The organism is Massilia eburnea (assembly GCF_050709955.1).
GTDB lineage: Bacteria > Pseudomonadota > Gammaproteobacteria > Burkholderiales > Burkholderiaceae_D > Rugamonas > Rugamonas eburnea_A.
The window spans coordinates 64,231-86,859 of the sequence record NZ_JBNZFX010000023.1; the positions used below are offsets into that span (position 1 = coordinate 64,231).

Here is a 22,629-nt window from a genome sequence, read left to right on the forward strand (position 1 = left end):
TCTTATGCGGCGGATTGGGTATCGACCTGCAGCTCCTGGTCGTTGGCAAAGGCGGCCATATTGGTTTCGCCCATCACTCGGCTGGTGACGGTTCCGGCGGCGATCGAGCCGCTGACGTTGAGCGCAGTGCGGCCCATGTCGATCAGCGGTTCGATCGAAATCAGCAGGCCTGCCAGCGCCACCGGCAGGTTCATGGAAGACAGTACGATCAGCGCGGCAAAGGTGGCGCCGCCGCCCACTCCGGCCACGCCGACAGAGCCGATGGTGATGATCGCCAGCAGCGGTACCAGGAACGATGCGGTGAACGGGTCGATACCAACCGTTGGCGCGATCATCACGGCCAGCATGGCCGGGTAAATGCCTGCGCAGCCGTTCTGGCCGATGGTGGCGCCAAACGAGGCGGCAAAGTTGGCGATGCCTTCCGGCGTTCCCAGGCGCTGGGTCTGGGTCTGCACGCTCATTGGAATGGAGCCTGCGCTGGTGCGGGAGGTGAAAGCGAACGTCAGCACCGGCAGGATCTTCTTGGTGTAGCGCAGCGGATTGAGACCGCTGGCGCTGACCATCGCCAGGTGCACGCAGAACATCAGCAGCAGGGCGCAGTAGGAGGCCACCACAAAGCCGATCAGGTTCAGGATGTCGGCATAGCTGGAGCTCGATACCACCTGTGCCATCAAGGCAAACACGCCGTAAGGCGTCAAGCGCAGCACCAGGGTCACCATGCGCATCACGATGGTGTGCGCCACGTGCACGGCATGATCGAAAGAAGTGAAGTGTTCGGGCTTCTTCTCCGCGATGCCGATGGCGGCCACGCCGACAAACACCGCGAACACCACCACCGCAATGGTCGACGTCTTGCGCGCGCCCGTCATGTCGAGGAAGGGATTGCTCGGGATGAAGGACAGCAGCATGTTCGGCAGCGAAATCGATTGCGCGTCGGCCAGCTTGCCTTCCAGGTAGGCGCCGCGCGCCAATTCCGCTGCGTTCGAGGCCAGGCCTGCCGCACTCAGGCCGAACAGCTTGGCCATCAGGATGCCGATGGCAGCCGCCACGGTGGTGGTCAGCATCAGGGTGCCGATGGTGAGGGCGCTGATCTTGCCCAGCGAGCTGGCATTGCGCAGCTTGAGGATGGCCGAAACGATGGACACCATAATCAGCGGCATCACGATCATCTGCAACAGCTTGACGTAGCCGCTGCCGACGATGTCGAGATACTGGCCGGTCACCTTGACTACTTCGCTGCCGGCGCCATACAGCACCTGCAGTCCGGCGCCGAGCACCACGCCCAGCCCCAGTGCGCTGAACACCCGCACGGTAAAGCTGGCATGGCGTTTTTGCTGCACGACGAGGAAGGCCAGCACGATGGCCGCGACGGCCAGGTTGAGGATCACTTGCAGGTTCATGTAGGGGCAGCGGCTTATATTTTGGAATCGAGAGATTCTAATTGAATTGGTGTAGTCTTGCCTATTTGCAGTACCGAGGTTGCAGAGTCGCTACGAAAGGAATAGCTATGTCGAAGCAATCGATGACGGTGGGCACCCGGCTGGCGCTGGGCTTCGGCCTGGTACTGGCGCTGATGGCCGGCGTGTCGGGTCTCGGTATCTACAATATGCACCGCATCCATGCGCAGCTCGAGAAGATCGTGCAGCTCAATGTGGCGAAGCTGACCTACGTGCAGGATATGTCGGAAGCGGTGCATATCGTCGCCCGCGTCACGCGCACCCTGGTGCTATTGTCGGACGAGGCGGCCATGCGGCGCGAGCTGCCCAAGATCCAGGCCGCGCGGGCCCAGTACGACAAGGCGCAGGCGGCGCTGGAAGCCTTGCCGGGCTCGGGGGAGGGGAAGGCGATCCGGGCCCGCATCCGCGCATTGCAGCAGGAAGCCCGCCTGCTGACCGACCAGTTGCTGCAACTGTCGCTGCAGCACAAGGACGAGGAAGCGATGGCCCTGCTAATGCAGAAGGCCGGCCCGGCCACACAGCGCTGGCAGGACGTCATGGATGAAGACGTGCAGCTTCAGCGCCAACATAATGCCAGGGATGCCGCTGCGGCGACCGAGGCCTATGCCACTGCCCGCACCATGATGCTGGCCATGAGCGGCCTGGCGCTGGTGGCAGGTGTGCTTGCCGCTACACTGATTGCGCGCCGCCTGCTTGGCCAGTTGGGTGGCGAACCCGATGTGGCGGCCGAAATCGCCGGCCGCATTGCTGCAGGCGACCTGACCGTGCACGTGGAAACCCGTCACGACGATGAGGCCAGCATGATGAAGGCCATGAGCGTGATGCGCGACAGCCTGCTGCGCATCGTGTCCGAAGTGCGGCAGGGGACGGAAACCATCAATACCGCAGCCACCCAGATCGCGGCCGGCAACCTGGACCTTTCTTCGCGCACCGAGCAGCAAGCCAGTGCGCTGGAGGAAACCGCTTCTTCGATGGAGGAGTTGACCAGCGCGGTGCGCGAAAACGGCAGCAACGCGCGCCAGGCCAACGAGCTGGCCGCGGCGGCTACCGCGGTGGCGCAGCAGGGCGGCGCTGTGGTGGGGCAGGTGGTGCAGACCATGGGCTCGATCAGCGATTCTTCGCGCAAGATCTCGGACATCATCGGGGTGATCGACGGTATCGCATTCCAGACCAATATCCTGGCACTGAATGCGGCGGTGGAAGCCGCGCGCGCCGGCGAGCAGGGGCGCGGTTTTGCGGTCGTTGCCACCGAAGTGCGCCAGCTTGCGCAGCGATCGGCGGCTGCCGCCAAGGAAATCAAGGACCTGATCGTCAATTCGGTGGAGCAGGTGGACCAGGGCAGCGCCCTGGTGGCGCGCGCCGGCAGCACCATGGAGGAAGTGGTGGCTTCAGTGCAGCGGGTGTCGCAGATCATGCGGCAAATTACGGCTGCCGGCGACGAGCAAAGCGCTGGCATCGAGCAGATCAACCGGGCTGTGACGGAGATGGATACGGTGACGCAGCAGAATGCTGCGCTGGTGGAGGAAGCTGCGTCAGCGGCGGATGCGCTGAAGCAGCAGGCGGCCCACCTGGATACCCTGGTGGGCGTATTCAAGCTGCATCACGATGTGGCCATGCGAACCGCGAACAGCAGGATACCGACGAAGCAGCTCGCTGCAATCAGCCCGCCTGCGATCACGTAGCCGGGACGCAGGGCGCCGACGTCGCGTTCAAAGTCGCTGCGCCGGCGCAGTCCGATGAAGGACCAGGCGACGGCCAGCATGGTTTCGCCGAAGCTGCGGGGTTTGGTGTCGTCCATGTCGTTTCCTTTCGAGATTGGGCCTATTGTGCGCTGGCCCGGCCTCGAAAAACAGGTGCAGAAGCGCCCGGAAACGACCGTATCAGATGGACCGGAACCGGGCCAGTGCCTTGAGCAGCCTGCCACGCTGGCCGCCTGCCCAGTCCAGGCGCAGCAGGTCGGCATCGCCCAGGGATTCCAGGCTGGCTACCGCCTCGTCGCTGCCGCCATCCCCCTCGTCCTGCATTTCCTCGTACAGCTCGGGGTAGGCCTGGATGCGCAGCATGACTTCGTCTGCCACCTCGTCTTCCACCAGGGTGTCGCCCCAGGCGATCAAGCGCCCGGCCAGCTCACTGAGCGGGCCATGGCGTTCGGGGGATTTGGCTTGCTGCTGCAGCACATCGAAGCTGGCCAGCGCGTCTTGCAACTGGCGGGTGCAGGCTGACACGTGGCAGGCGTGGGTGGCGAATTCCCGCGCCAGAGGGCCGCCTTCGGCCATCTTGCGCCAGCTTGCCAGCATGCCGTCTCCGCCCAGTACCGGGCCGGCGCTGGGCACTTGCCAGGCTTGGGGCGCCGCCAACTGGCGCAACTGCACTTCAGCGCGCGCCACGCAGACTTGCAAGTCTTCCAGGCGGCGCATGTAGGCGCTATTGGCGCGCGATTCGCGCAACTTATCCAGCAGGTGAACGGGCAGGGTTTCGCGGCCACGCCATCGGCCAATGACGGGCGGGATCGCGGCACGCGGCGCGGAGGCCGGTGCCAGCAGGTGGTTCATGGCGCGTGTGCCGCGGCTGCGCAGCAGCCAGGCGTCGCCAGGTTTGAACTGTAATAAAGAGTCCATCGCAACCTCCCTCGGGCTTTGAAGGAATTCTGAACCTTTTATCAAGACCTAGCAAGCATCAGTCGGTGCAGACAATGCGGTTGCGGCCGGCGCGTTTGGCCTGGTACAGGGCGTCGTCTCCGCGTTTCAGCACGTCTTCGGAGCAGCCGTCCCCGGCGCGGAAGCCGGCCAGCCCCCCGCTGATGGTGACGGCGTCGCCAATATTTCCCAATGCGTGCAGTGTTTCCGCGATGCGCTGGCGCAGGCGTTCGGCGATCGGGGCTGCCTGTTCGCAGGTGGTGTGTGGCATCAGGACCACGAATTCGTCGCCGCCCAGGCGGGCCGGCGCATCGGTGGTGCGCAGCTCGCGCTGGCAAACGTCGGCGGTGGTCTTGATCACCATGTCGCCGGCCAGGTGGCCATGCTCGTCGTTGACGCGCTTGAAGTGGTCGATATCGAAGATCAGCATGGCCATTGGCGTGCCGTAGCGTTCGAAAGTATCGAAGTGCTCGGCCAGCACGCTCATGAGCTTGCGCCGGTTCAGCAGGCCGGACAGGGAGTCCACCTCGCTCAGCATGCGCAGCTGGTCTTCCATCTCCTTGCGCGCGGTGATGTTGCTGGCAACCCACAGCGCCGCATCTTCACCGTCGACCTGGAAGTCCAGCGCCTGGATGCGGCCTTCGAACCACAGGCGGTAGCTGGGGCCGCAGCTCGGCAGTCCTTTGATGTCGCCGGGCACAAGGCTGTATTCGACGATGTGCAGGGCGCGCCAGGCCAGCGCGGTTTCGATCTCCTTCAGGAACCAGCTTGCCTTGTCCACTGTCAGCACGTCATGCACCGTTTTGCCGATCAGGTTCGAGCCGTCATGGTAGTAGCGCACGTCGATGCCGCCGAAAATGGCAATGTAGCGGCCGCTGCGCGTCAGGATAAACGCAGGGTCGGGCAGGGCATTCAACAGCGCCGAGAGTTGATTGCCAGAAAATAGTGTTTCATCGCGCATGTTCGTGACAGTAGCCAGCCCAAGCCAATAACGCAAAAATTGTTAATAGAAAAATATTAACTTTTAACTATTTTGTTTATTCGTGTAGTGGTGACGGCCATTCAAGCTGGCCGCTGGCTGACTCGTTCAGTCGAGCAACCAGGGCTGGCGCGGCGCTGTCTGCGATGCGGAAGGCCAGCGTTACACGCTGGTCGTGCCCCACGTCCACCAAGGTGGCGCCGGCGGCCGCCAGTTCGCGGCGCAGCAAGCCTTCCAGCGAATAGGGCAGGATGCAGCGCAGTTCGGTGTAGCGCACGATCGCGACTTTTTCCACCGTCAGCAGGGCCTGGGCCACGGTATCCGTATAGGCCCGCACCAGGCCGCCGGCGCCCAGCTTGATGCCCCCGAAATAGCGCACCACGGCCGCCAGCACTCCTTCCAGGTCCTGGTGGCGCAACACGTCCAGCATCGGGCGGCCGGCAGTGCCGCCCGGCTCTCCATCATCGACCGCTGCCGATTGCCCGCCAGCCAGCAGGGCCCAGCACACGTGGGCCGCGTCGGGATGCTCGGCGCGCAGGCGGGCCACGATCGCTTGCGCCTCGGCGCGGTCGGCCACTGGCTGGACAAAGCCAAGAAAACGGCTTTTCTTTACAACTAAATCGCTAGTCGCGAGAGATATAATGGTTTGTGGCATGGGGCCAACATGATACAGGTTTGCTGCCTGTTAACGTCCGGCTTCCCTTACAATGCTGTTGCAATTTGTTCAACTCGGTCTTCGTGGCGAACCTCGTGGCGACTTTTCGGATCAAAACCCTTGGCGTACAGAACGGCTTCCTGCAGGAGCGGGTAGAGGCACGCCTGATGCTTTTGTTCCGCCGCCCGCTGGAAGCGGTGCGCCCGATCACCGTCGGCAATGGCGCGATCGTGAAAAAAGGTGTCGACTGGGCCATGGCAGAGCGCTTCCGCGACGCCTTGATGACCTGCGGCATCCGCTGCGAGGTCGAAGAGGAAAAAGCGCCGGCTGCGCGCGCTACGCTGGCTGAATATGCGCTGCAGTTGCAGGGGCACCTGGAGCTGTTGGATCCCGGCCGGCGCTGGACTTTCCTGGCCGACGAAGGCGAACTGTTTGGCGTGCCCGGTCCGGAGTCGCCCTATCCGCTGGAACTGCTGGTGCCGCTCGAGAACATGTACCGGGAATGGCTTGGCGCGTCGCTGGCCGCCAGCGAAGACCTGCTGCGCCATACCGCCGGCATGGTCTTGATGGGCAATACGCCGGGCATGGTGGAGGAGGCCAAGCGCCACCTGCTGCCGATCGTGCGCAACAGCGCGGAACGCGGGCAGGCCTTGCTGGCCGCCGCCCGCGGTTACTCGCCGCTGTTGTTCCGTCCTATCTGCGAAGGGCTGGAAATGGGGCTGGCTTTCCATCGCGGCACCGTGGTGCACCGCGTGGCGCGCGCCCATCTCGACGCTTGGGACCTGACGGAAGATCAGGCCTTCGAAGCGGCCTTTGCCAACCTGCGCGCGCGCTCCACCGCGCCGCTGCTGCCTTCGCCCCAGGGTGTATTGGGCGGCGGCTGGGACGATGGTTACGATTCGTCGCGCATGCTTTTGCCGGAACTGATTGAGGCTGCCGTCCCCGAGGGCCGTCCGGTGGTCATGGTGCCGACGCGCGGCATGCTGATGGTGTGCAGCGACAAGAACGAAGTGGCGATGGATGCGATGCTGAAGGCCGCGATTTCCGCCATGCGCGAGGAGAAGATGGTCATGCCGCGCTTGCTGCGCCTGGTGGATGGCCGCTGGCAGATCTTCGTGCCGCCAAGCCTGACGCGGCGCCTGAACAGCCTGGCCAAGTACGTGGAAGGCAACGATTACCGCCTGCAGAAGGAGCTGCTGAAAGCGCACGAATGGGCGAGCGGACGCAATCGCTGCGTGGTCACCTACCTGGTCGGCAAGCTCGGTCCGGAGCAGGTCCGCACCAGCGCCTGCACCTGGACGCGCGGCATGCCAAGCCTGCTGCCGAAGACCGACCTGCTGTACTTCGCCGATCCCGCCAGCATCGAACCGCCGATTACCGTGACCTGGGAAGCGGCGATGCCGGTGGTGGGCGCGCTGATGCAGCGCACCGACGATTACCCGCCGCGCTATTTCGTCGAAGGCTTCCCGAACGAGGTGCAGTTGGCGCAACTGGCCGATATTGCAGCCGCCGCCCGGCGTGAAGCGAAGGCCAAGGCCTTGGCAGTGGCACAGGCAGCGCAAGCCGCCCTGGCGGCGCAGAATTCGCGTCCGGTGCTGGACTCCAAGCGCATGCAGACCGTCGCCGCAGTGCTGAACCGCCCCGTCGGCGAAGTACTGCGCACCGCACTTGGCCGCAAGGCCGGCGCCAAGCCCGCGCATGCTCGATAACAATGCCCTGGTGGCCGCGGCCACACCCGTCTTCCTGGTTATGATCGCGGCCGAAGCCTGGCTGGCGCACCGCCGCCGGATCGAGGCATACTCGCTGGCTGACAGCCTGACCAGCATGGCTTGCGGCATCTGGACCGTGACGCTGGAAGTGTTTACCAAGTCCGCCATGCTGCTGGCCTATGGCTGGGTCTTCAGTCATTTATCGTTGTGGGAATCGGCGCCGGGGGCGGTGTGGACCTGGGCCTGGTCGTTTGTGGCCTTCGATTTTGTCTACTATTGGGCGCACCGCTGGTCGCACGAGATCAACTTTTTGTGGGCTGTGCATTCACCGCACCACCAGAGCGAAGAATTCAACCTCACCACCGCGTTGCGCCAGGGCGCCTTCCAGGACTTGTTTCATGCGCCGCTGTTCATGGTGCTGGCGCTGCTTGGCTGCCCGCCTGGCGTGTTCATCATCCAGCTCACGCTGAGCAAGTTCTACCAGTTCTGGATTCATACCCGCCTGATAGGCCGCGTGCCGCTGATCGAAGGCATCCTCAATACCCCCAGTGCCCATCGGGTGCACCATGCCGTCAACGATGTCTACCTGGATCGCAACTACGCCGGCACGCTGATGATCTGGGACCGCCTGTTCGGCACTTATATCGAAGAAGGCGAGCAATGCGTGTACGGCGTTCGCAAGGGCGGGCCGGGATGGAATGCGGTGTGGGCGCAATTCGCCTGGCCGGCTGTCATGTGGCGCGATGCCGTGCGTGCTACGCGCTGGAGCGACAAGCTTTCCCTGTGGTTCCGCCATACCGGCTGGCGTCCCGCCGATCTCGCCGCCGCCGACCCATGGCCGCCATTCACGCTGCCTGCGGGCCGCCTGTATACCGCTACCCGCGCGACTGCCGGCGGCCAGCGCTGGACCATCGCCGCGCTGCTGGCGTTTGCCGCGGCCGTAGTCATGCAGAACCAGTTGATCGCGCACGCCGCCTTGCTGTCGATGCCGGCCAGGCTGGCGCTGGTCGCGGCGGTTACTGCGGCGCTGCTGCTGGTGGCGTACTGCCTTCAGCCTGCTGCGCCTTCTGCCGCCAGCGCACCAGCCAGAACACCGGCAAGCTGACCGCGCCCAGCGCGATGCCCCACCAGAAGGCTTCCTTGCCCATGCCGTAAAAGGCCCAGAGGGAAAAGACGCAAGTCATCACAGCGCTGAACGCCAGCATGGCCCCGCGCTGGCGCAGCTTGAACACGGCAGCACCGCCGACCAGGTAGAGCGGCATGCTGGCAGCGGTCACCACCAGCGTCAGGAAGGTAAAGGCCTCCGTCATCGAGCGGCTGTAGTTCATCGCGATCATGGTGCTGGCCAGCAGGCCCACCAGCAGGAGCGACCAGGCCGGTGCGCCGTGGCGGTTGGCCGATTTCAGCGCAGCGGGGAAAATGCCGTGGCGGGCCATCGACGCCGTCACTTCGCCCGCCAGCATGGTCCAGCCATTCAGCGCGCCGAGACCGCTGAAGATCACGGCGATCGCCAGCCAATGCCCGCTGCCGGCATCCCAGTAGCGGCGGAACAGGTCGACGAAGGGCGCGTTGGACGCGGCCAGCTCCGCTTGCGGCAGGAGCAGCATGGGAATGGTGCAGACCAGCACATACACTACCGCAGCCACCAGCGTGCCGGCGATAGTGGCGCGCGGAATGGTGCGTTCAGGCTGGTGCACCTTGGTGGCGGGCAGCGCGGCGCATTCCACGCCCAGCATCGCGAACAGGGCGATAGTGCCTGCCGCGGCGGTGCCATCCAGCGTGAACGGGGTAGGCGGCAGGTGCGCCGCGTAAGCCGTGCTGTCGCTGCCGAAGATCCAGGCGCCGAGCAGCACGATGGCGCCCATGGGTAGCAGCTTGAGCGCCGCCGACACCAGTTGCACCCGGCCCGAAGCCAGCGCCCCGCGCAGGCTGACCAGGACAAAGAACCAGATGATGGCCATTGCCGTCAGCGGCGGCAGGGCCGGATGGGCGGACAGCGCAGGCACCAGGGTCGTCAGGTAGCCCACGATGCCGATTGCCAGCGCAGCGTTTGTGACCCAGATCGACACCCAGTAGCACCACATGGTGAAGAAGGCGACGCCGTTGCCGAAGGCACGCCGGCAGTAGCCGTACGGCCCGTCCTCGTCCGGCATGGCGCGCGCCAGGCGGGCGAAGACGTGGGCGATGAACAGGCAGCCGATCACGGTTATGGCCCATCCGGCGAAGGCGTTCTTGCCGAACGGCGCCAGTGCGGCGGGCAGCATGAAGATGCCCATGCCGATCATATTCCCCACGATCAGGGAGGTGCACATCCAGAAGCCGAGCGGCTTGCCCTTATTCGTGGCGTGCATAGGCGGCTCGCAGCAGGTTCTGGAAATGCCACACGCCGCTTTCGCGCTTTGGGTTCAGGCGCCCTGCGCTGTACGAGCCGGAAGCCAGGCCTTGCTGCACCCGCTCGCAGATGCTGATGTCTTCGGCCTGGATTTCGTCGCTGAAGGCTTGCTCGGCCTGCACGCGCGCCTGCACTTCCGGGTCGTCGGTGTAGTAATAGTCGAATTCCACGATGCATTGGCGGTGGCCGGCCGGCAGGATGCGGTTGGTCTGCAGCCGGCCGGGCGTGATGTTCAGCATGATGTTGGGGTAGATGAAGTAGTACCAGGCGTTGCCGTCGCCGTAGATGCCGTCGTTGTTGCGCAGCGGTGAGTGCTGCAGCGAATGCCATTGCGCCAGTTCGGTGTCGTAAGCGCGGTAATCGAGCACCTTCGACAGGCCGGGATGAACGAAGGGCAGGTGGTAGCCTTCGAGGAAGTTGTCGATATAGACCTTCCAGTTGCATTCGAGCTTGTAGGTATCGCGCTTGGCGAAGCGCATGTGCGACAAGTCGGTTGGCGCGATGCGCTCGCTGATGCCGTCGAACACCTGCTCGAACGGCGGCGTGTCTGTACCCAGGGCCACGAACACCAGGCCTTGCCACTCGCGCACCTGGACGCGGGGAAGGCGGATCTCCGACTGGTTGAAGTCGGCCGCGCCTTGCATTTCGGTGGCGGCACGCAAGGAGCCATCCAGTTCGTAGGTCCAGCCGTGGTATTTGCAGTGCAGCGCCCGCGCGCCCTTGCCGTTGCAGGTCGCAAGCGGCCCGGCGCGGTGGCGGCAGACGTTGAAGAAAGCCTGCAGCATGCCGTCGGGCTGGCGTATGATGATGATCGGTTTGCCGGCAATGTCGCCAACCACATGGTCGCCTGCCGCACTGAGTTCCCCGCTGTGCGCCGCCAATTGCCAGGTCGAACCGAAGACTTCCCGCTGTTCGAATTCCAGCCATTGCTGGTCGGTGTAGAAGCTGGCGTGCAGCGCATGTGCGCGCTCCAGCGGCTCGAATCGGCAATGCTCCTGCAGGGTCATTATTAGCTCCGCGGCGCGAAAGATTTACTGTCTCATAAATTGCGGCGCTCTGGAAGAAAGAGGTGGCAAAAATGGAGGAACGTCTTTTCTTTGAGGGCCTGAGAGCCTTGGCCGCTTCCGCCTTCCCCAAACATTGTGGCTATTGCGGGCGGGTCTTCGCCACGGCGCATGACTTCATGCAGCAAACCGAATCGGTGCGCAAGGACATCACTGGCCTCAAGCAAAGCGTCGATGACGACAGCGTTGCGATCGTCGAGGCCTACCGCAATTGCCTGTGCGGCTCCACGCTGATGGACTTCTTCAGCGACCGGCGCGACATCTCCGAAGTCGGAGCGCGGCGCCGCGATCTGTTCGAGAAACTGCTGCCGCACCTGCAGGAGAAGGGCATGACGCTGGCAGGGGCGCGCGAGCATTTGCTGGCGCTTTTGCGCGGCCAGGAGAAATCCGGTAATATAGGTAGGTAGCCTACCTAATTATTGAGATAAATGCCGAAAAAACATGAAGCAAGCCTGTCGCCGCGCGTGCTTGCCGCCAGCGAGGAGCTGCGTTTGACGCTGAAACGGCTGGTGCGCGAAATGCGCCGCGACGCCAGCGAAAACGGCGGCGATATCCCACTGGTGCAGTACATGCTGCTGGCCATCATTCAGGAGCAGCCGGGCATTGGCGTCGCCGAACTGGCGCGCATGGAAAACGTGCGCGCCGCCACCATGAGCGGCCATATCAAGGCGATGGAGGAGGCGGGGCTGGTGGAGCGCAGCGCGCCCGATCCGCAGGATCGTCGCCGCTCCGGCCTGCAGGCCACGGCGCTTGGCGCCGAACGCATCGAAGCCCTGCGCGACAAGCGCCGCGACTGGATGGCGCAGCGCATAGCGCGCCTGACGCCGGCCCAATTGTCGGCGCTGGAAGCCGCCATCGAACCCCTGAATCTCATCGGAACACCATGAAGGACACTCCTGTCACCGAGCGCGAAATCCGCGCCGTCTACCTGGCCATGATGGCCGTGCTGGGCCTGAGTGCGCTGGACCAGAGCATTGTCGCTACCGCCTTGCCCCGCATCGTGGCGGACCTGGGCGGCATGGCCCATCTGTCGTGGGTGGTCACGGCCTATGTGCTGGCTTCCACCGCCACCATGCCGCTGTACGGCAAGCTGGCCGACCAGTACGGCCGCCGGCCCATGATCTTTGCCGCCATGGGCGCCTTCCTGCTTGGTTCCGCGCTGTGCGGCCTGTCGCAGAACATGACGCAACTGATCGTGTTCCGCGCGCTGCAAGGCATTGGTGCGGGCGGCTTCCTGCCATTGGCGCAGATCATCATCGCCGACATCATTCCACCGGCGGAGCGGGGCAAGCGCATGGGCATGGTGCCGGTGGTGTATGCCGCTACCAGCCTGCTTGGCCCCGTGCTGGGCGGCCTGATTACCGATGCGCTGTCCTGGCACTGGACCTTCTACGTCAACTTGCCGGTCGGCGCCGTGGCCTTCTACGCTATCGCGCGGGCATTGCACAAGGAGAAGGTGCACCACGCCCACCGTGTCGATTACCTGGGTTCCGTGCTGATGACCGGCTCGATCACGTCGGCGCTGCTGGTGCTGGCGCTGGGCGGCACCGAATGGGCCTGGGATTCGTTGCAGGTGCTGGTGTGCAGTGCGCTGGCCGTGGTCCTCGGCGCCTGGCTGGCCGTGCACGTGCGCAAAGTGCCGGAACCGGTGCTGCCGCCGGATTTGTTCGGCAACCGCGTATTCAATATCGCCAGCGTGGTGATGGCGCTGACCTTCATGGGCCTGATGGGTGCCACTATCTTTTTCCCGTTGTTCTTCCAGGTGGTGATGGGCAGCAGCCCCGCCAGTTCGGGGCTGCTGACGGTGGCCATGATGATCGGCCTGGTCGGCTCCTCGATGCTGAGCGGGCGCCGGCTGGCACGTACCGGCAAGTACAAGGGCGTGCAATTGGGAGGGCTGGTTGCCGCGCTGGTGGCATTCACCACGCTGGCGCTGGGCATGGAAGCGGGGTGGGGCTATTGGGTTATCGAACCGGCGATCTTCCTGCTGGGCGCCGGCCTGGGATTGGTCATGCCGAACATGACCATCGCGGTGCAGAACGCACTGCCGCTGCCGCGCCGCGGCGTGGGAACGGCAATGCTGACTTTCTTCCGCTCGCTGGGCGGCTTGCTGGGCGTGACGGGATCGGGCGCACTGCTGGCGCGTTCGCTGCACATCCACGGCGTGAAAGCCGTGGCGGCAGTGGGGCCGGGCATCAGCGTGTTGCCATCGACGGTGGCTGTGTACCGCCACGCGATCGCCGGCATCTTCGGTGCCGGCGCGGTGCTGGTGCTGTCAGGCCTGATCGTTTTGCTGTTCCTGCCGGAGATTCCGCTGGCTGGCCACAAGGCCGATTAATCCGTATAGAAGATGCCGAGAATTGCCAGCGCCCAGTAGATGGCGCCCGCAACGCACCAGGCGATATTGGCCCCCGTGAACGAAGCGTTGCCGCTGCCGGCTGGATCGCCGCAGCGCGCATTGATTTCATCCTGCACCTTCTTCAGCAGCAGGCCGGTGGGCACCAGCATGGCGATGGAGGCGATATCGGTCATGGGTGATCCCAAGCCTTTGGACGCCATCCGCTCCAGGATATTTCCGCCGATGACCAGAAGCACCATGAAGGCGGCATTCGAACCGGCATTCCACTCGGCGCGTTCATGCGTTACGTCGTGTTGTGAGATGTCGCGGAATAGGCTGTGGGTGAAGAAGATGGAGAAAATTGCGCGCGGCACCGGCCATACGCCTTCACCGGTTGCCCGGTTATGCAGCGCCCAGTTCTTATAGTTCCAGTACAAGTGGTACAAGCCGATCGTGATGAAGTACAGGACCAGCAGTTTGCGGGTCGAGACGACATAGAAACGCGGCTCTGTACCGGCGTAAGTTTGCTGGTCCAGGTTGGATAGCGGGGCAGCGTAGACGTTGTCAGACATGATGGGGTGCTAAAGAAGAAGTATTAAGGGCCGAACAGGATGCCGATCGCAGCGAAGAACCAGATCGCTACGCCGATCGCGCACCAGACGATATTGGCGACGGTGAAGTTGTCGTTGCTGCTGCCTGCCGGATCGCCGCTGCGGGCATTGACTTCGACCTGGACCTGTTTCATCAGCAGGGCAATTGGAATGATCAGCAGGATCGAGATCACGTCGAAAAACTTCGAACTCTTGCCCGCCCACGAAAGCACATACTCAACGAGCATCAGGAATACCATGGCGCTGGAGTAGCTTCCACTATCCCAGGCGCCGCGTTTTCCGGTGGCATCGAAGCCGCCGATTTTCCGGTACAGACTGTGCGTGAAGAAGATGGCGAAGATGGCGCGCGGCAGCGGCCAGATGTTTTCACCGGTTGCGCGCTTGTGCAGCAACCAATTCTGGAAATTCCAATGGAGTTGGAACAGGCCGAAGGTCAAGAAGAACAGCGTCATCATTTTGCGCGTGGAAATCACATAAAAGTGGTCTTCCACGTTGGAGTGAAACTGTTCATCGAGGTTGGCGCGCGGCGCCGCGTAGACGTTGTCAGACATTGCAATTCCGGGATGGTTGGACTGCGAATTGTAACTATTGTTTCTGAAAGCAAACTATCGAATATTCACAAGTTGCATAAATTCCACATCTGGCCACGTAAATCGGACCCTGTTTCGTGCGGTTGCGAGGCCGGTTTGACTCATACGTTTTCGGAATATCAATACTGAAAGACGCAATACTTTGATATTGCAGGCCCTGCGTACCATTGGCTCACCAAATCAAAATAACGGAGACAATATGCGTAAGACTGTATTGGCGGCGCTGATCGCAGAAATGCTGCTGCCGCTGGGTGCCTATGCTCAAACGGCGGGCGAGCCGATCGATCCTTCGGCCAAGGTGGTGGTGAGCGGTGTCCGCGCTTCCCTGGCTTCCTCGCTGGCGACCAAGCGTTTGCAGGAAGGTGTAGTAGATGCGGTATCGGCCGAAGACGCAGGGAAATTCCCGGATACGAATATCGCGGAATCGCTGCAGCGCGTCACCGGCGTGCAAATCCAGCGCAATAACGGGGAAGGGCGCTACATCTCCGTGCGCGGCCTGGGTCCCGAGTTCAATAACGTGCTGGTCAACGGCCGCACCATGACCAGCGATACCGGCGGCCGCGATTTCTCGTTCGACCTGCTGTCGTCCGACCTGATCTCGAAAGCCATCGTCTACAAGACTTCCATGCCCTTCCTGCCGGAAGGCGGCATCGGCTCGACGGTCGATATCCAGACTGCCCGTCCACTGTCCGGCAAGGCCGGCCACTCGGGCGTGGTGAATGTGTTCGATTCCTATGATTCGAACTCGAAGAAGAATACGCCCAACGTCAGCGGCATGTACTCGTTCGCCAATGAGAACAAGACCTTTGGCGTGACCGGTTCGCTGTCCTATACCGACCGTGCCTCGAAGCAGAACAAGGCCATCAACGACGCCTGGAACCTGCGCGACGTGTACATGATCGACGGCGACCTGAATTCCAAGGGCCTGACCATGGCCAACGTCACCAGCAAGAAGCTGCTGATGCCGCAAAGCTTCGGCTACCAGCAGGAGAACGAAACCCGCAAGCGCCTGGTCAGCAACGTCACCATGCAGTACAACCCATCGCCTGATTGGAAGCTGACTGCCGATGCGCTCTATTCGCGCCTCAACCAGCGCAACGACGTGATCGCGATCAGCGACTGGAACAACCCGGTGCAGCTGGGTGTGAAATACGATTCGAACAACCAGGTCACCAGCTTCATGCGTCCCGGCGCGAACTTCTTCGCCAACAACCCGGCCCTGGTCGGCGACGGCACCGGTATCCTGACCGACGCCAACTCGAACGACATGATCGTCAAGGGTGGCGACCGGCTGTCGATCACCAAGGCTTTCGGCCTGAATGCGAAATGGAATGTGTCGCCGGAGTGGAAGCTGGAGGGCGATATCTCGAACTCGCGGACCACCACCAAGACCCCGGACCAGTGGATCGTGGCGGGCATGGTGCCGAACAATGGCGACACGCTGACCTTTGGCAGCATACCGAGCCTGTCATTCGGCGATGGCATTACCGACCCGAATGCGGTGCGGGCGCATGCCGTGTCGAACAAGGACGTTCGCTTCTCCGATGAATTGAGCGAAGGGCGCATGAACGCTTCCTGGGCGCATGAAATCGGCGCCTTCAAGGGGCTCGACACCGGTGTCGCGTATTCGCAGCGCAAGGTGGGGCGCAACCAATGGGAAAGCGACTCCTGGAATGCGTTCAGCGGCTACCATGTCGCGCTGCCGTCATCCTTGTTCACGGTGAAGTCGCTGGACAACGCTTTCCCTGGCGCTCCGGCGAGTTACCTGAGCTTCGACCCGTACGCTTACATGAACTACCTGAACCAGCCATCCACACTGGCGCTGTCGAACGATCCGGCGCTGTACCTGGACAAGACCAAGTTCCCGAACGGCCCGATGGCGATCGATTACACCAAGCCGAATTTCTGGAGCGTCAAGGAAAAGGTCTCGAGCATCTTCCTTGATTCGAAATGGGAAGGCGAGCGCTGGTCGGCCAACGCCGGCGTGCGCGTGGTGCACGTGAATTCGACCTCCACCGGGATCAGCCGCGTGCTGCTGTCGGCGACCAAGAGCCCGAACGACACCACTTACATCCTGAATTACGGCCCGGCGGTCGAAACTTCGGTGGATAACAGTTATAGCAGCGTGCTGCCATCCGGTAACCTGAAGTTCGACCTGACCGACGATATGGTGCTGCGCCTGGCCGCTTCCAAGACCGAGACCCGCCCGACCCTGAACCAGATGGGCGTGGACAATTGGTACGGCGGCCGCTTCGGCGACGTGCAGACCGGCGGCGGCAATCCTTACCTGAAGCCGATGGAGTCGAAGAACCTGGACCTGTCGTACGAATGGTACCTGTCCAAGACCAACTTCCTCGGTGCCGCGATCTTCCAGAAGAAGGTGTCTAACTTCCTCGAGAGGCGCCTGGAAGACATCACCATCCCGCAGTATTCGGAAGTGGTGCATGACACCCGTATCCGCAACGGCCAGAAGGGCAAGATCAAAGGCATCGAGCTGGCTGGCCAGTACGCCTTCGACAACGGCATCGCCTGGCTACGCGGTTTTGGTGTCGCCGCCAACTACACCTTTGTCGACGCCAGCGCCAGTCGCGACGATGCAGCGGCGCTCGATTGCGGCTATCCAGGACTGTCGAAGCAGTCGTACAACGCTTCGCTGTTCTACGAGAACGAGACCTTCTCGGCGCGTGTAAGCTACAACTGGCGCAACAAGTTCGCTGTCGATTGCGGTGGCGGCAGCACCCAGCCACGTACCCGCGCAGCCTACGGCCAGTACGACCTGAGCCTGCGCTACAACATCACGCCGAAGATCGCCCTGTACCTGGACGGCATCAACTTGAGCAATTCGCGCATGCACGAATATGCCAACAACGAGAGCCAGTTCCTGACGCTGGAAGATGTGGGGCGCCGGGTCAACGCCGGCTTGCGCTTCGCCTTCTAAGCCAGCAAAGGTGCGATATCGTTGAGGTGGACGGCTTCGAAAGTGGGCAATGCTTCGGTGTCGTTGGTTAAACGGCCCGGGTTGAACCAGCAGCTTTCGATGCCAAAGCGGTTGGCGCCGAGGATGTCGGCGTCCAGCCGGTCGCCCACGATGATGGTTTCGTGCTTGTTGAAGGTGCGCGCCATTTTCGTGGCGTATTCGAAGAAGCGGCTGTCAGGCTTGGCGAAGCCGCATGCTTCGGAAGTGGCGGTGAAGGAGATGTAGTCACCCAGGCCGGAGCTGGCGATGCGGCGGTCCTGGATGTGCGCCACACCGTTGGTGATGATGCCAACTTCGCCGACTTCAGCAAGCGTCCTGCACAAGCGCGTGGCGCCGTCGATCAGCACCACGGTTTCAGACAGCGATTCCAGGTAACGGTGGCTGGCTTGCAGCGGATCGATCTCCAGCCCATTCGCAGCAAAGGTCTTGCGGAACCTTTCTACTTTCAGGAATTCCTTCGAAACCGTGCCGGCTTCGAACGCCCGCCATAGCTCGATATTAATGCCCTGATATTGCTGGAACATTTCATCGATCCTGTCGCGGCAGCCCAGTTCCCGCAGCACTCGCTCAAAGGAGAGCTTCTCGGAAGCGCGGAAATCCAGCAGCGTGTCGTCGAGGTCGAACAGGAAGAGTGAATGTTTCATTGTGCGGAAAATAAAATAGCCAGCCCGAAGGCTGGCTATTCTATCTTTTTCTGGTAGGCCGTGCGGGGCTCGAACCTGCGACCAACGGATTAAAAGTCCGCTGCTCTACCAACTGAGCTAACGACCCGAAGGGCCCGAATTATATAGACCTGGATTCGTTTCTGCAAGTGGCGGCGGCGCGCGTATAATCGCCACCGGAAGGAAACGATCATGACTTACGAAGAATACCTCGACGAAGTGACCACGCTCATCTTCGAAAAATACAACCTGAAAGACGCGCTCGCGGTGAAGCTGGTGATGGATGCGCAGGACGCAGAGTTCTTCGTCCGCCATGACGACGACAAGAAGCTCCGCACCATCGACCAGGCCCACAAGGACGCCAAGGCGATCTACGAAGCGTACGCGGCCAAAAGCCAGCGCCGTTGAGATGGAAATGGATCGCGACTCGCTGGCGCAGCAGCTGGCAGCCGGCGTCCGCCAGTTCGTGCAGTGCAGCTTTGACGACGCCGACCTGTCCCGTCTCGACCTGCAGGACTGCGTGTTTGAACGTTGTACTTTCAACGAAACGATTCTGTACGCCTGCAAGCTGGCCCGCAGCAGTTGGCAGCGTTGCCGCGGCATGTCGGCGGACTTTGAATCGGCCGACCTGGTCGACGCGCAGTTCCAGGGCTGCGACCTGAATAACAGCAAATGGCGCCGTACCAAGCTGGCGTCGGCCAGCTTCCGTAGCTGCAAACTGACCGGCGCGGCGTTCGAAGAGGTTTCGCATCTCGGCGTCAATTTCGAAGAATGCCTGCTGGTGGGCGCGGACATGCGCGGATTCTCATTCCGCAAGGCGACCTTGAACCAGCTTGACTTCTCTGACGCAGACCTGTCCGGCAGCGACTTCCGCGAAGCCGTGCTGGAGGGCTGCAGCCTGCGCGAAGCTGTGCTCAAACTGACCCGTTTCGAAGGCGCGGACCTGCGCGGGGCCGACCTTGGCGGCCTCAAGCTGACCGACGTGCGCGCGTTCAAAGGCGCCGTGATCTCCCACACCCAGGCTGCAGCCATCCTGGGTGAGATGGGACTCGTGGTAGCCTGATCGCCTTAATGCCTGGCCTGCTGCATGGCCAGCTTTTCTTCCGCCTGCGCCAGCAGGTTCGCGATGCGGCGCGAATTGCGGCCGCGCCAGCCCGGCTCCAACGCTACCCGGGCGTGCAGTTCACGGCATTGGTTCAGCAGGGCCCACGCGTGCAGGCGCGCAGCACCAAGCTCATGGTGGTCGGCATGCGCGCACGCGGCGACAGCTTTCCGAAGGCGCGACAGCGTGGACTTGAGGGCCTGGCCTTCACGCTCGGGCCACACCAGGGTGTACACCGTGACCGAAACCGCCAACCCAAGCAGGATGCCGACCAGGCGGTCGCGGATTTCCGTCAGGTCGGTGACCGGTCCGAAACCGCCCAGTTGCGCAAGGGCGAAAGCAAACATCATCTGCACGCCGATGTAGTTCGAGCGCGGCGATCCAACCGCGATCCAGGCGCCAACAGCGATAATGGGCAAGGACATGGCCAGCAGGCCGACGACGCTGTCGAGGTGCGGCACGACGAATACGGTAGCCACCAGTGCCGCCAGGCTCCCAAGGCAGCATCCCAGCAAACGGTTGATGCCTTTGTGCGTAGTGGCGCCCAGGCTTGGCAGGGCCAGGATGATGCAAGTCTGCATTGCGGTGCCGATGCCGGGCCATTGCAAGCCGGTGTAGATGATGTAGGTGATCATTGCCGCTAGCACGGTCTTGAATGCGAACTGGGCGTAGACCAGGTGGCGGTGAGGGCTTGCCGCTGCCGCCGGTCCCGCCGCGACGCTGGTCGCGCCTGCGCCGTCCGTGTTGTCGGCATCGGCTGCCGCACGGAGCGCGCGCTCCATTTCGCGCAGGATGGCGCCGTGCGAACCCGCAACAGCGGGCGGCGTCATCATGGGAACGAAGGGGGCATCGTGGCCCAGGCATTCGCGCAGCGATGCGCACGCCTGGCGTATCGACAGCATCCGCGCGCGTTCTTCTTGCGACAGCGCGAACGGCGCCTGCCTGGCCAACTGCCCGGCCGCGGCATGCAGGCGGCTTACTGCCGCCGCGCGCGCCTTTGTGCGCTCCGTATTGCCCAAGGAGGCAAATGCCAACTGCCGTTGCAATGCCAATACACCGCGCCCGACCTGCCCATTGTGCAAAGGTGGTGGCGTGTCGCCCGCGATGCGTGCGGCAAGCTGGTTCTCGACCTCGTCCAGTTGCCGAGCATATTCCTGCACCAGCAGCTTGACCGGGAGCGCAGGCCGGAACACGCGCTGGATCGTCAGCGTGACCAGCACCGGATAAGTGGTTGCGACCCAAACCCAAAGCTGGTTGCGGATTAGGGTTTCGGGATCGGCGTAGATATCGGCCATGCCTTGGGCATTGACCACCAGCAGGGCCACCAGGAAGCCGATCGCGCCAAACTTGCTGATCCTGAAAAAATACATGCCGCAAAAAGCGATCAGCCCTGCGCCCAGGATGCGCAGCATCGGCACATCGATGGTGAACTTGAGCAGTACGATGGAGGCAATCACTGCCAGCGTGCTGCCAGCCAGCAGGGCTATCGCGCTCATGCGGGTGAGCACCGTGTTTTCCTGCGCGGTGAAGAACACCATGATCAACGACAGGGAAAGCAGCGGTAGCTGCAAGGTCATCGAACAGACGATTACCACTGTGCAGCTTGCGAGCAGGCGCCACACCGCATCCAGGCGGCCAGGGAAGGGCGCCAGTTCAGTGCGAATGCGCGCTATCATGGCTTTCATGATTTTCATTTCGCGTTCAACATGGCCACAGCGGAGGCTCCGATGCGGAAAGCAGCGTCAGGTTGTTCGATCAGGATGCGCACCGGGAAGCGCTGCGCCACCCGCACCCAGTTGATGGAACGCGGTACGCGCGGCAGGCCGGCCACTTCGCTGCCGCCGTCGTCGGGAAACACTCCGTAGCCGATGGATTCGACGGTGCCGCTGTAACGCCTGGAGGTGTCGCCAAGCAGGTAGACCTGGGCTTGGCGGCCGGCCTTGATGCCGGCAAGGTCGGTCTCGCGGAAATTGGCCACCACATACCAGCGGCTGGAACTGGCTAGCGTGAATACAGGGTGCCCGGCGGCGGTAAACTGGCCCGCCGAGGTTTTCAGGTTCAGCACGATGCCATCGCCGGGCGCGCGCACTTCGGTATAGGACAGGTTCAGGCGCGCCAGAGCTATCTCCGACTTCACTACTTCACGCTTGGCTACCAGGGCATCGACGCCGCTGACGGATGCTTCGGCGCGGCGCGCGTCCAGCAGTGCCGCGCTGAGCTGGGATTGCGCGCTGCGCTTGGCAGTGCGCGCCTGGTCGATACGCTCGGCTGAAACAAAGCCTTTGGTGAGCAGAGGTTCCAGCCGCGCCAGCGAGTCGCCCGCCTGTTCGGAGGCGGCCTTGGCGTGTTCGACGTTCGCCTGGGCCGCCGCTGCGGCAAATTTCTGGGCATCGACCGTGCGCTGGGTCAGCTTGATCTCGCTGTCGAGCGCTTTCAGGCTGGCTTCGGCCTTGGCCAGGGTTTCTTCAAACGGCTGTGGATCGATGCGGAACAACAAGTCGCCCTTCTTGACGCGCTGGTTGTCCGTCACCGGCAGTTCCACGATGCGTCCGTTCACTTCCGGCGCCACGTTGATCGTGTCGGCGTAGACGTAGGCATCATCGGTACGCGGCGCCTGGTCGATGGAGCGCACGACGTAAATGGCGAGGCCGATGGCTGCCAGTGTCAGCGCCAGAACGATAGCGCTCCAGCGGCGCGAGTTTTTGGTCTTCTTCATGACATCACCTCAGTGTTGGAAAAATGCGAGCCAGGCCGACAGGGAAAGCACGGTGGCGAACGCGGGATAGCCCAGTGCGAGCAGGTGTGAAGGCGCACCGGCGAGCCAGCCGCGCGCGGTCATCACGGCGTGGGTCAGGAAGGACAGCAGCGTCGCGCCGGCAATGCAGAAAAGCCAGTCGGGAAAGTAAGCACCCAGCACATTGATCGAAGGTTCCAAATTCATTCCTTAATGTACGATTGCCTAGGCAACCTTTTGCGCAAAAAAAAAGCTACTTCCCAGCCGACATTTTCAAGAGCAGGGACTCGAACGTTTGAAGTTCCTGCGCACTGAAAGCGCCGAAGTAGTGGTCGATCACGATGCCCGACGCTTCCAGCAAACTGGGGAAGATGTGGTGGCCTTCGTCGGTCAGCTCCAGTTGCACGGTGCGGCGGTTGTCGACGCTTGGCGCTTTCTGGATCATGCCCTTCTGCTCCAGGCGGTTCAGCATGCGCGTCATCGCGCCGGGGCTGTACGACAGCTCCTTGCAGATCTGCGCCGCGATGTTGGCGCGGCCGCTATGAAGGGTGGACAGCACCACGTACTGCGCCGCCGTGATGTCGAAAGGCGCGAGCCTGGTGTCCAGCTCTTGCTCCATTGCCTTCTGGGTCCGGCTGATCAGGCGGGCAACGCGGCGAGGGACCAAATGTTTATTCATAAATGAAATATACGTTGCCTAGGCAATGGTTGTCAAGTTTCTCG

General features: G+C 62.6%; 23 protein-coding genes and 1 tRNA gene. 9 read left to right on the plus strand and 15 right to left on the minus strand.

Annotated elements, in window-relative coordinates; genetic code table 11:
• Nucleotides 1–2: 2 nt before the first annotated feature.
• Complete coding sequence (locus ACQ4MM_RS12730; protein WP_431477708.1) at nt 3–1,400, minus strand: L-cystine transporter; 1,398 nt, start codon at nt 1,398–1,400, stop codon at nt 3–5.
• 107 nt (nt 1,401–1,507) lie between these two features.
• Here ACQ4MM_RS12730 and ACQ4MM_RS12735 point away from each other — a divergent pair, with 107 nt between their 5' ends.
• Nucleotides 1,508–3,139: a methyl-accepting chemotaxis protein gene (locus ACQ4MM_RS12735; RefSeq protein WP_431477709.1), complete on the plus strand. Its 1,632-nt coding sequence runs from the start codon at nt 1,508–1,510 to the stop codon at nt 3,137–3,139.
• On the opposite strand, the gene ACQ4MM_RS12740 is transcribed toward ACQ4MM_RS12735, so the two are convergent.
• From ACQ4MM_RS12740 to ACQ4MM_RS12755, 4 genes are all read right to left on the minus strand, one after another.
• Nucleotides 3,058–3,255: a DUF2970 domain-containing protein gene (locus ACQ4MM_RS12740; protein ID WP_431477710.1), complete on the minus strand. Its 198-nt coding sequence runs from the start codon at nt 3,253–3,255 to the stop codon at nt 3,058–3,060. The genes ACQ4MM_RS12735 and ACQ4MM_RS12740 overlap by 82 nt on opposite strands.
• Nucleotides 3,256–3,337: 82 nt before the next feature.
• Nucleotides 3,338–4,075, minus strand: coding sequence for a hypothetical protein (locus ACQ4MM_RS12745; RefSeq protein ID WP_431477711.1), 738 nt, complete (start codon nt 4,073–4,075; stop codon nt 3,338–3,340).
• A 58-nt stretch (nt 4,076–4,133) separates the two neighbouring features.
• Nucleotides 4,134–5,009 (minus strand): GGDEF domain-containing protein, encoded by an 876-nt coding sequence (locus ACQ4MM_RS12750; RefSeq protein WP_431477712.1) that lies wholly within the window; start codon nt 5,007–5,009, stop codon nt 4,134–4,136.
• Nucleotides 5,010–5,130: 121 nt separating this feature from the next.
• Entirely contained in the window at nt 5,131–5,727 is a 597-nt protein-coding gene (locus tag ACQ4MM_RS12755) for an IMPACT family protein (protein ID WP_431477713.1), read from the minus strand.
• A 95-nt stretch (nt 5,728–5,822) separates the two neighbouring features.
• Here ACQ4MM_RS12755 and ACQ4MM_RS12760 point away from each other — a divergent pair, with 95 nt between their 5' ends.
• The gene (locus ACQ4MM_RS12760) at nt 5,823–7,436 is read left to right on the plus strand and encodes a hypothetical protein (protein WP_431477714.1); all 1,614 of its coding nucleotides are present in this window, start codon (nt 5,823–5,825) and stop codon (nt 7,434–7,436) included.
• Nucleotides 7,426–8,541, plus strand: a complete 1,116-nt coding sequence (locus ACQ4MM_RS12765) for a sterol desaturase family protein (protein ID WP_431477715.1) — start codon at nt 7,426–7,428, stop codon at nt 8,539–8,541. Before ACQ4MM_RS12760 ends, ACQ4MM_RS12765 begins: the two co-directional genes overlap by 11 nt.
• On the opposite strand, the gene ACQ4MM_RS12770 is transcribed toward ACQ4MM_RS12765, so the two are convergent.
• Entirely contained in the window at nt 8,453–9,787 is a 1,335-nt protein-coding gene (locus ACQ4MM_RS12770; RefSeq protein ID WP_431477716.1) for an APC family permease, read from the minus strand. The two genes, ACQ4MM_RS12765 and ACQ4MM_RS12770, sit on opposite strands and share 89 nt — an antisense overlap.
• Nucleotides 9,771–10,835: an aromatic ring-hydroxylating oxygenase subunit alpha gene (locus ACQ4MM_RS12775; protein WP_431477717.1), complete on the minus strand. Its 1,065-nt coding sequence runs from the start codon at nt 10,833–10,835 to the stop codon at nt 9,771–9,773. The genes ACQ4MM_RS12770 and ACQ4MM_RS12775 overlap by 17 nt, the downstream gene beginning before the upstream one ends.
• A gap of 71 nt (nt 10,836–10,906) precedes the next feature.
• Here ACQ4MM_RS12775 and ACQ4MM_RS12780 point away from each other — a divergent pair, with 71 nt between their 5' ends.
• From ACQ4MM_RS12780 to ACQ4MM_RS12790, 3 genes are read left to right on the plus strand one after another with little or no spacing between them, the layout of a single operon-like run.
• A complete protein-coding gene (locus tag ACQ4MM_RS12780) occupies nt 10,907–11,299 on the plus strand; it encodes a hypothetical protein (RefSeq protein ID WP_431477718.1) in 393 nt (130 codons plus the stop codon).
• Nucleotides 11,300–11,320: 21 nt separating this feature from the next.
• On the plus strand, nt 11,321–11,779 hold the full coding sequence (locus ACQ4MM_RS12785; RefSeq protein ID WP_431477719.1) for a MarR family winged helix-turn-helix transcriptional regulator: 459 nt from the start codon (nt 11,321–11,323) through the stop codon (nt 11,777–11,779).
• Nucleotides 11,776–13,230 (plus strand): MDR family MFS transporter, encoded by a 1,455-nt coding sequence (locus ACQ4MM_RS12790; RefSeq protein WP_431477720.1) that lies wholly within the window; start codon nt 11,776–11,778, stop codon nt 13,228–13,230. Before ACQ4MM_RS12785 ends, ACQ4MM_RS12790 begins: the two co-directional genes overlap by 4 nt.
• Here the strand turns inward: ACQ4MM_RS12790 and ACQ4MM_RS12795 are convergent.
• Both ACQ4MM_RS12795 and ACQ4MM_RS12800 read right to left on the minus strand, forming a co-directional pair.
• Entirely contained in the window at nt 13,227–13,802 is a 576-nt protein-coding gene (locus ACQ4MM_RS12795; RefSeq protein ID WP_431477721.1) for a hypothetical protein, read from the minus strand. The two genes, ACQ4MM_RS12790 and ACQ4MM_RS12795, sit on opposite strands and share 4 nt — an antisense overlap.
• A 23-nt stretch (nt 13,803–13,825) precedes the next feature.
• Entirely contained in the window at nt 13,826–14,392 is a 567-nt protein-coding gene (locus ACQ4MM_RS12800) for a hypothetical protein (RefSeq protein ID WP_431477722.1), read from the minus strand.
• Between the two features lie 238 nt (nt 14,393–14,630).
• Between ACQ4MM_RS12800 and ACQ4MM_RS12805 the strand changes: the two genes are divergently transcribed.
• Nucleotides 14,631–17,369, plus strand: a complete 2,739-nt coding sequence (locus ACQ4MM_RS12805; protein WP_431477723.1) for a TonB-dependent receptor — start codon at nt 14,631–14,633, stop codon at nt 17,367–17,369.
• Here the strand turns inward: ACQ4MM_RS12805 and ACQ4MM_RS12810 are convergent.
• Nucleotides 17,366–18,052, minus strand: a complete 687-nt coding sequence (locus tag ACQ4MM_RS12810) for a YjjG family noncanonical pyrimidine nucleotidase (protein ID WP_431477724.1) — start codon at nt 18,050–18,052, stop codon at nt 17,366–17,368. The genes ACQ4MM_RS12805 and ACQ4MM_RS12810 overlap by 4 nt on opposite strands.
• 51 nt (nt 18,053–18,103) lie before the next feature.
• Nucleotides 18,104–18,179, minus strand: a tRNA-Lys gene (locus tag ACQ4MM_RS12815).
• A gap of 83 nt (nt 18,180–18,262) precedes the next feature.
• Here ACQ4MM_RS12815 and ACQ4MM_RS12820 point away from each other — a divergent pair.
• Together ACQ4MM_RS12820 and ACQ4MM_RS12825 are read left to right on the plus strand one after the other, a co-directional pair.
• Entirely contained in the window at nt 18,263–18,478 is a 216-nt protein-coding gene (locus ACQ4MM_RS12820) for a hypothetical protein (protein WP_431477725.1), read from the plus strand.
• A 7-nt stretch (nt 18,479–18,485) separates the two neighbouring features.
• Entirely contained in the window at nt 18,486–19,133 is a 648-nt protein-coding gene (locus ACQ4MM_RS12825) for a pentapeptide repeat-containing protein (protein WP_431477726.1), read from the plus strand.
• A gap of 5 nt (nt 19,134–19,138) precedes the next feature.
• Here ACQ4MM_RS12825 and ACQ4MM_RS12830 read toward each other — a convergent pair whose 3' ends face one another.
• Genes ACQ4MM_RS12830 through ACQ4MM_RS12845 form a run of 4 tightly spaced genes read right to left on the minus strand, consistent with a single transcriptional unit; the run spans nt 19,139 to nt 22,585 of the window.
• Nucleotides 19,139–20,866, minus strand: coding sequence for an FUSC family protein (locus ACQ4MM_RS12830; RefSeq protein WP_431477727.1), 1,728 nt, complete (start codon nt 20,864–20,866; stop codon nt 19,139–19,141).
• Nucleotides 20,863–21,888, minus strand: a complete 1,026-nt coding sequence (gene mdtN, locus ACQ4MM_RS12835) for a multidrug transporter subunit MdtN (RefSeq protein WP_431477728.1) — start codon at nt 21,886–21,888, stop codon at nt 20,863–20,865. Before mdtN ends, ACQ4MM_RS12830 begins: the two co-directional genes overlap by 4 nt.
• 9 nt (nt 21,889–21,897) lie before the next feature.
• Complete coding sequence (locus ACQ4MM_RS12840) at nt 21,898–22,113, minus strand: YtcA family lipoprotein (protein WP_431477729.1); 216 nt, start codon at nt 22,111–22,113, stop codon at nt 21,898–21,900.
• 46 nt (nt 22,114–22,159) lie between these two features.
• Complete coding sequence (locus tag ACQ4MM_RS12845) at nt 22,160–22,585, minus strand: MarR family winged helix-turn-helix transcriptional regulator (protein WP_431477730.1); 426 nt, start codon at nt 22,583–22,585, stop codon at nt 22,160–22,162.
• Between the last annotated feature and the right edge of the window lie 44 nt (nt 22,586–22,629).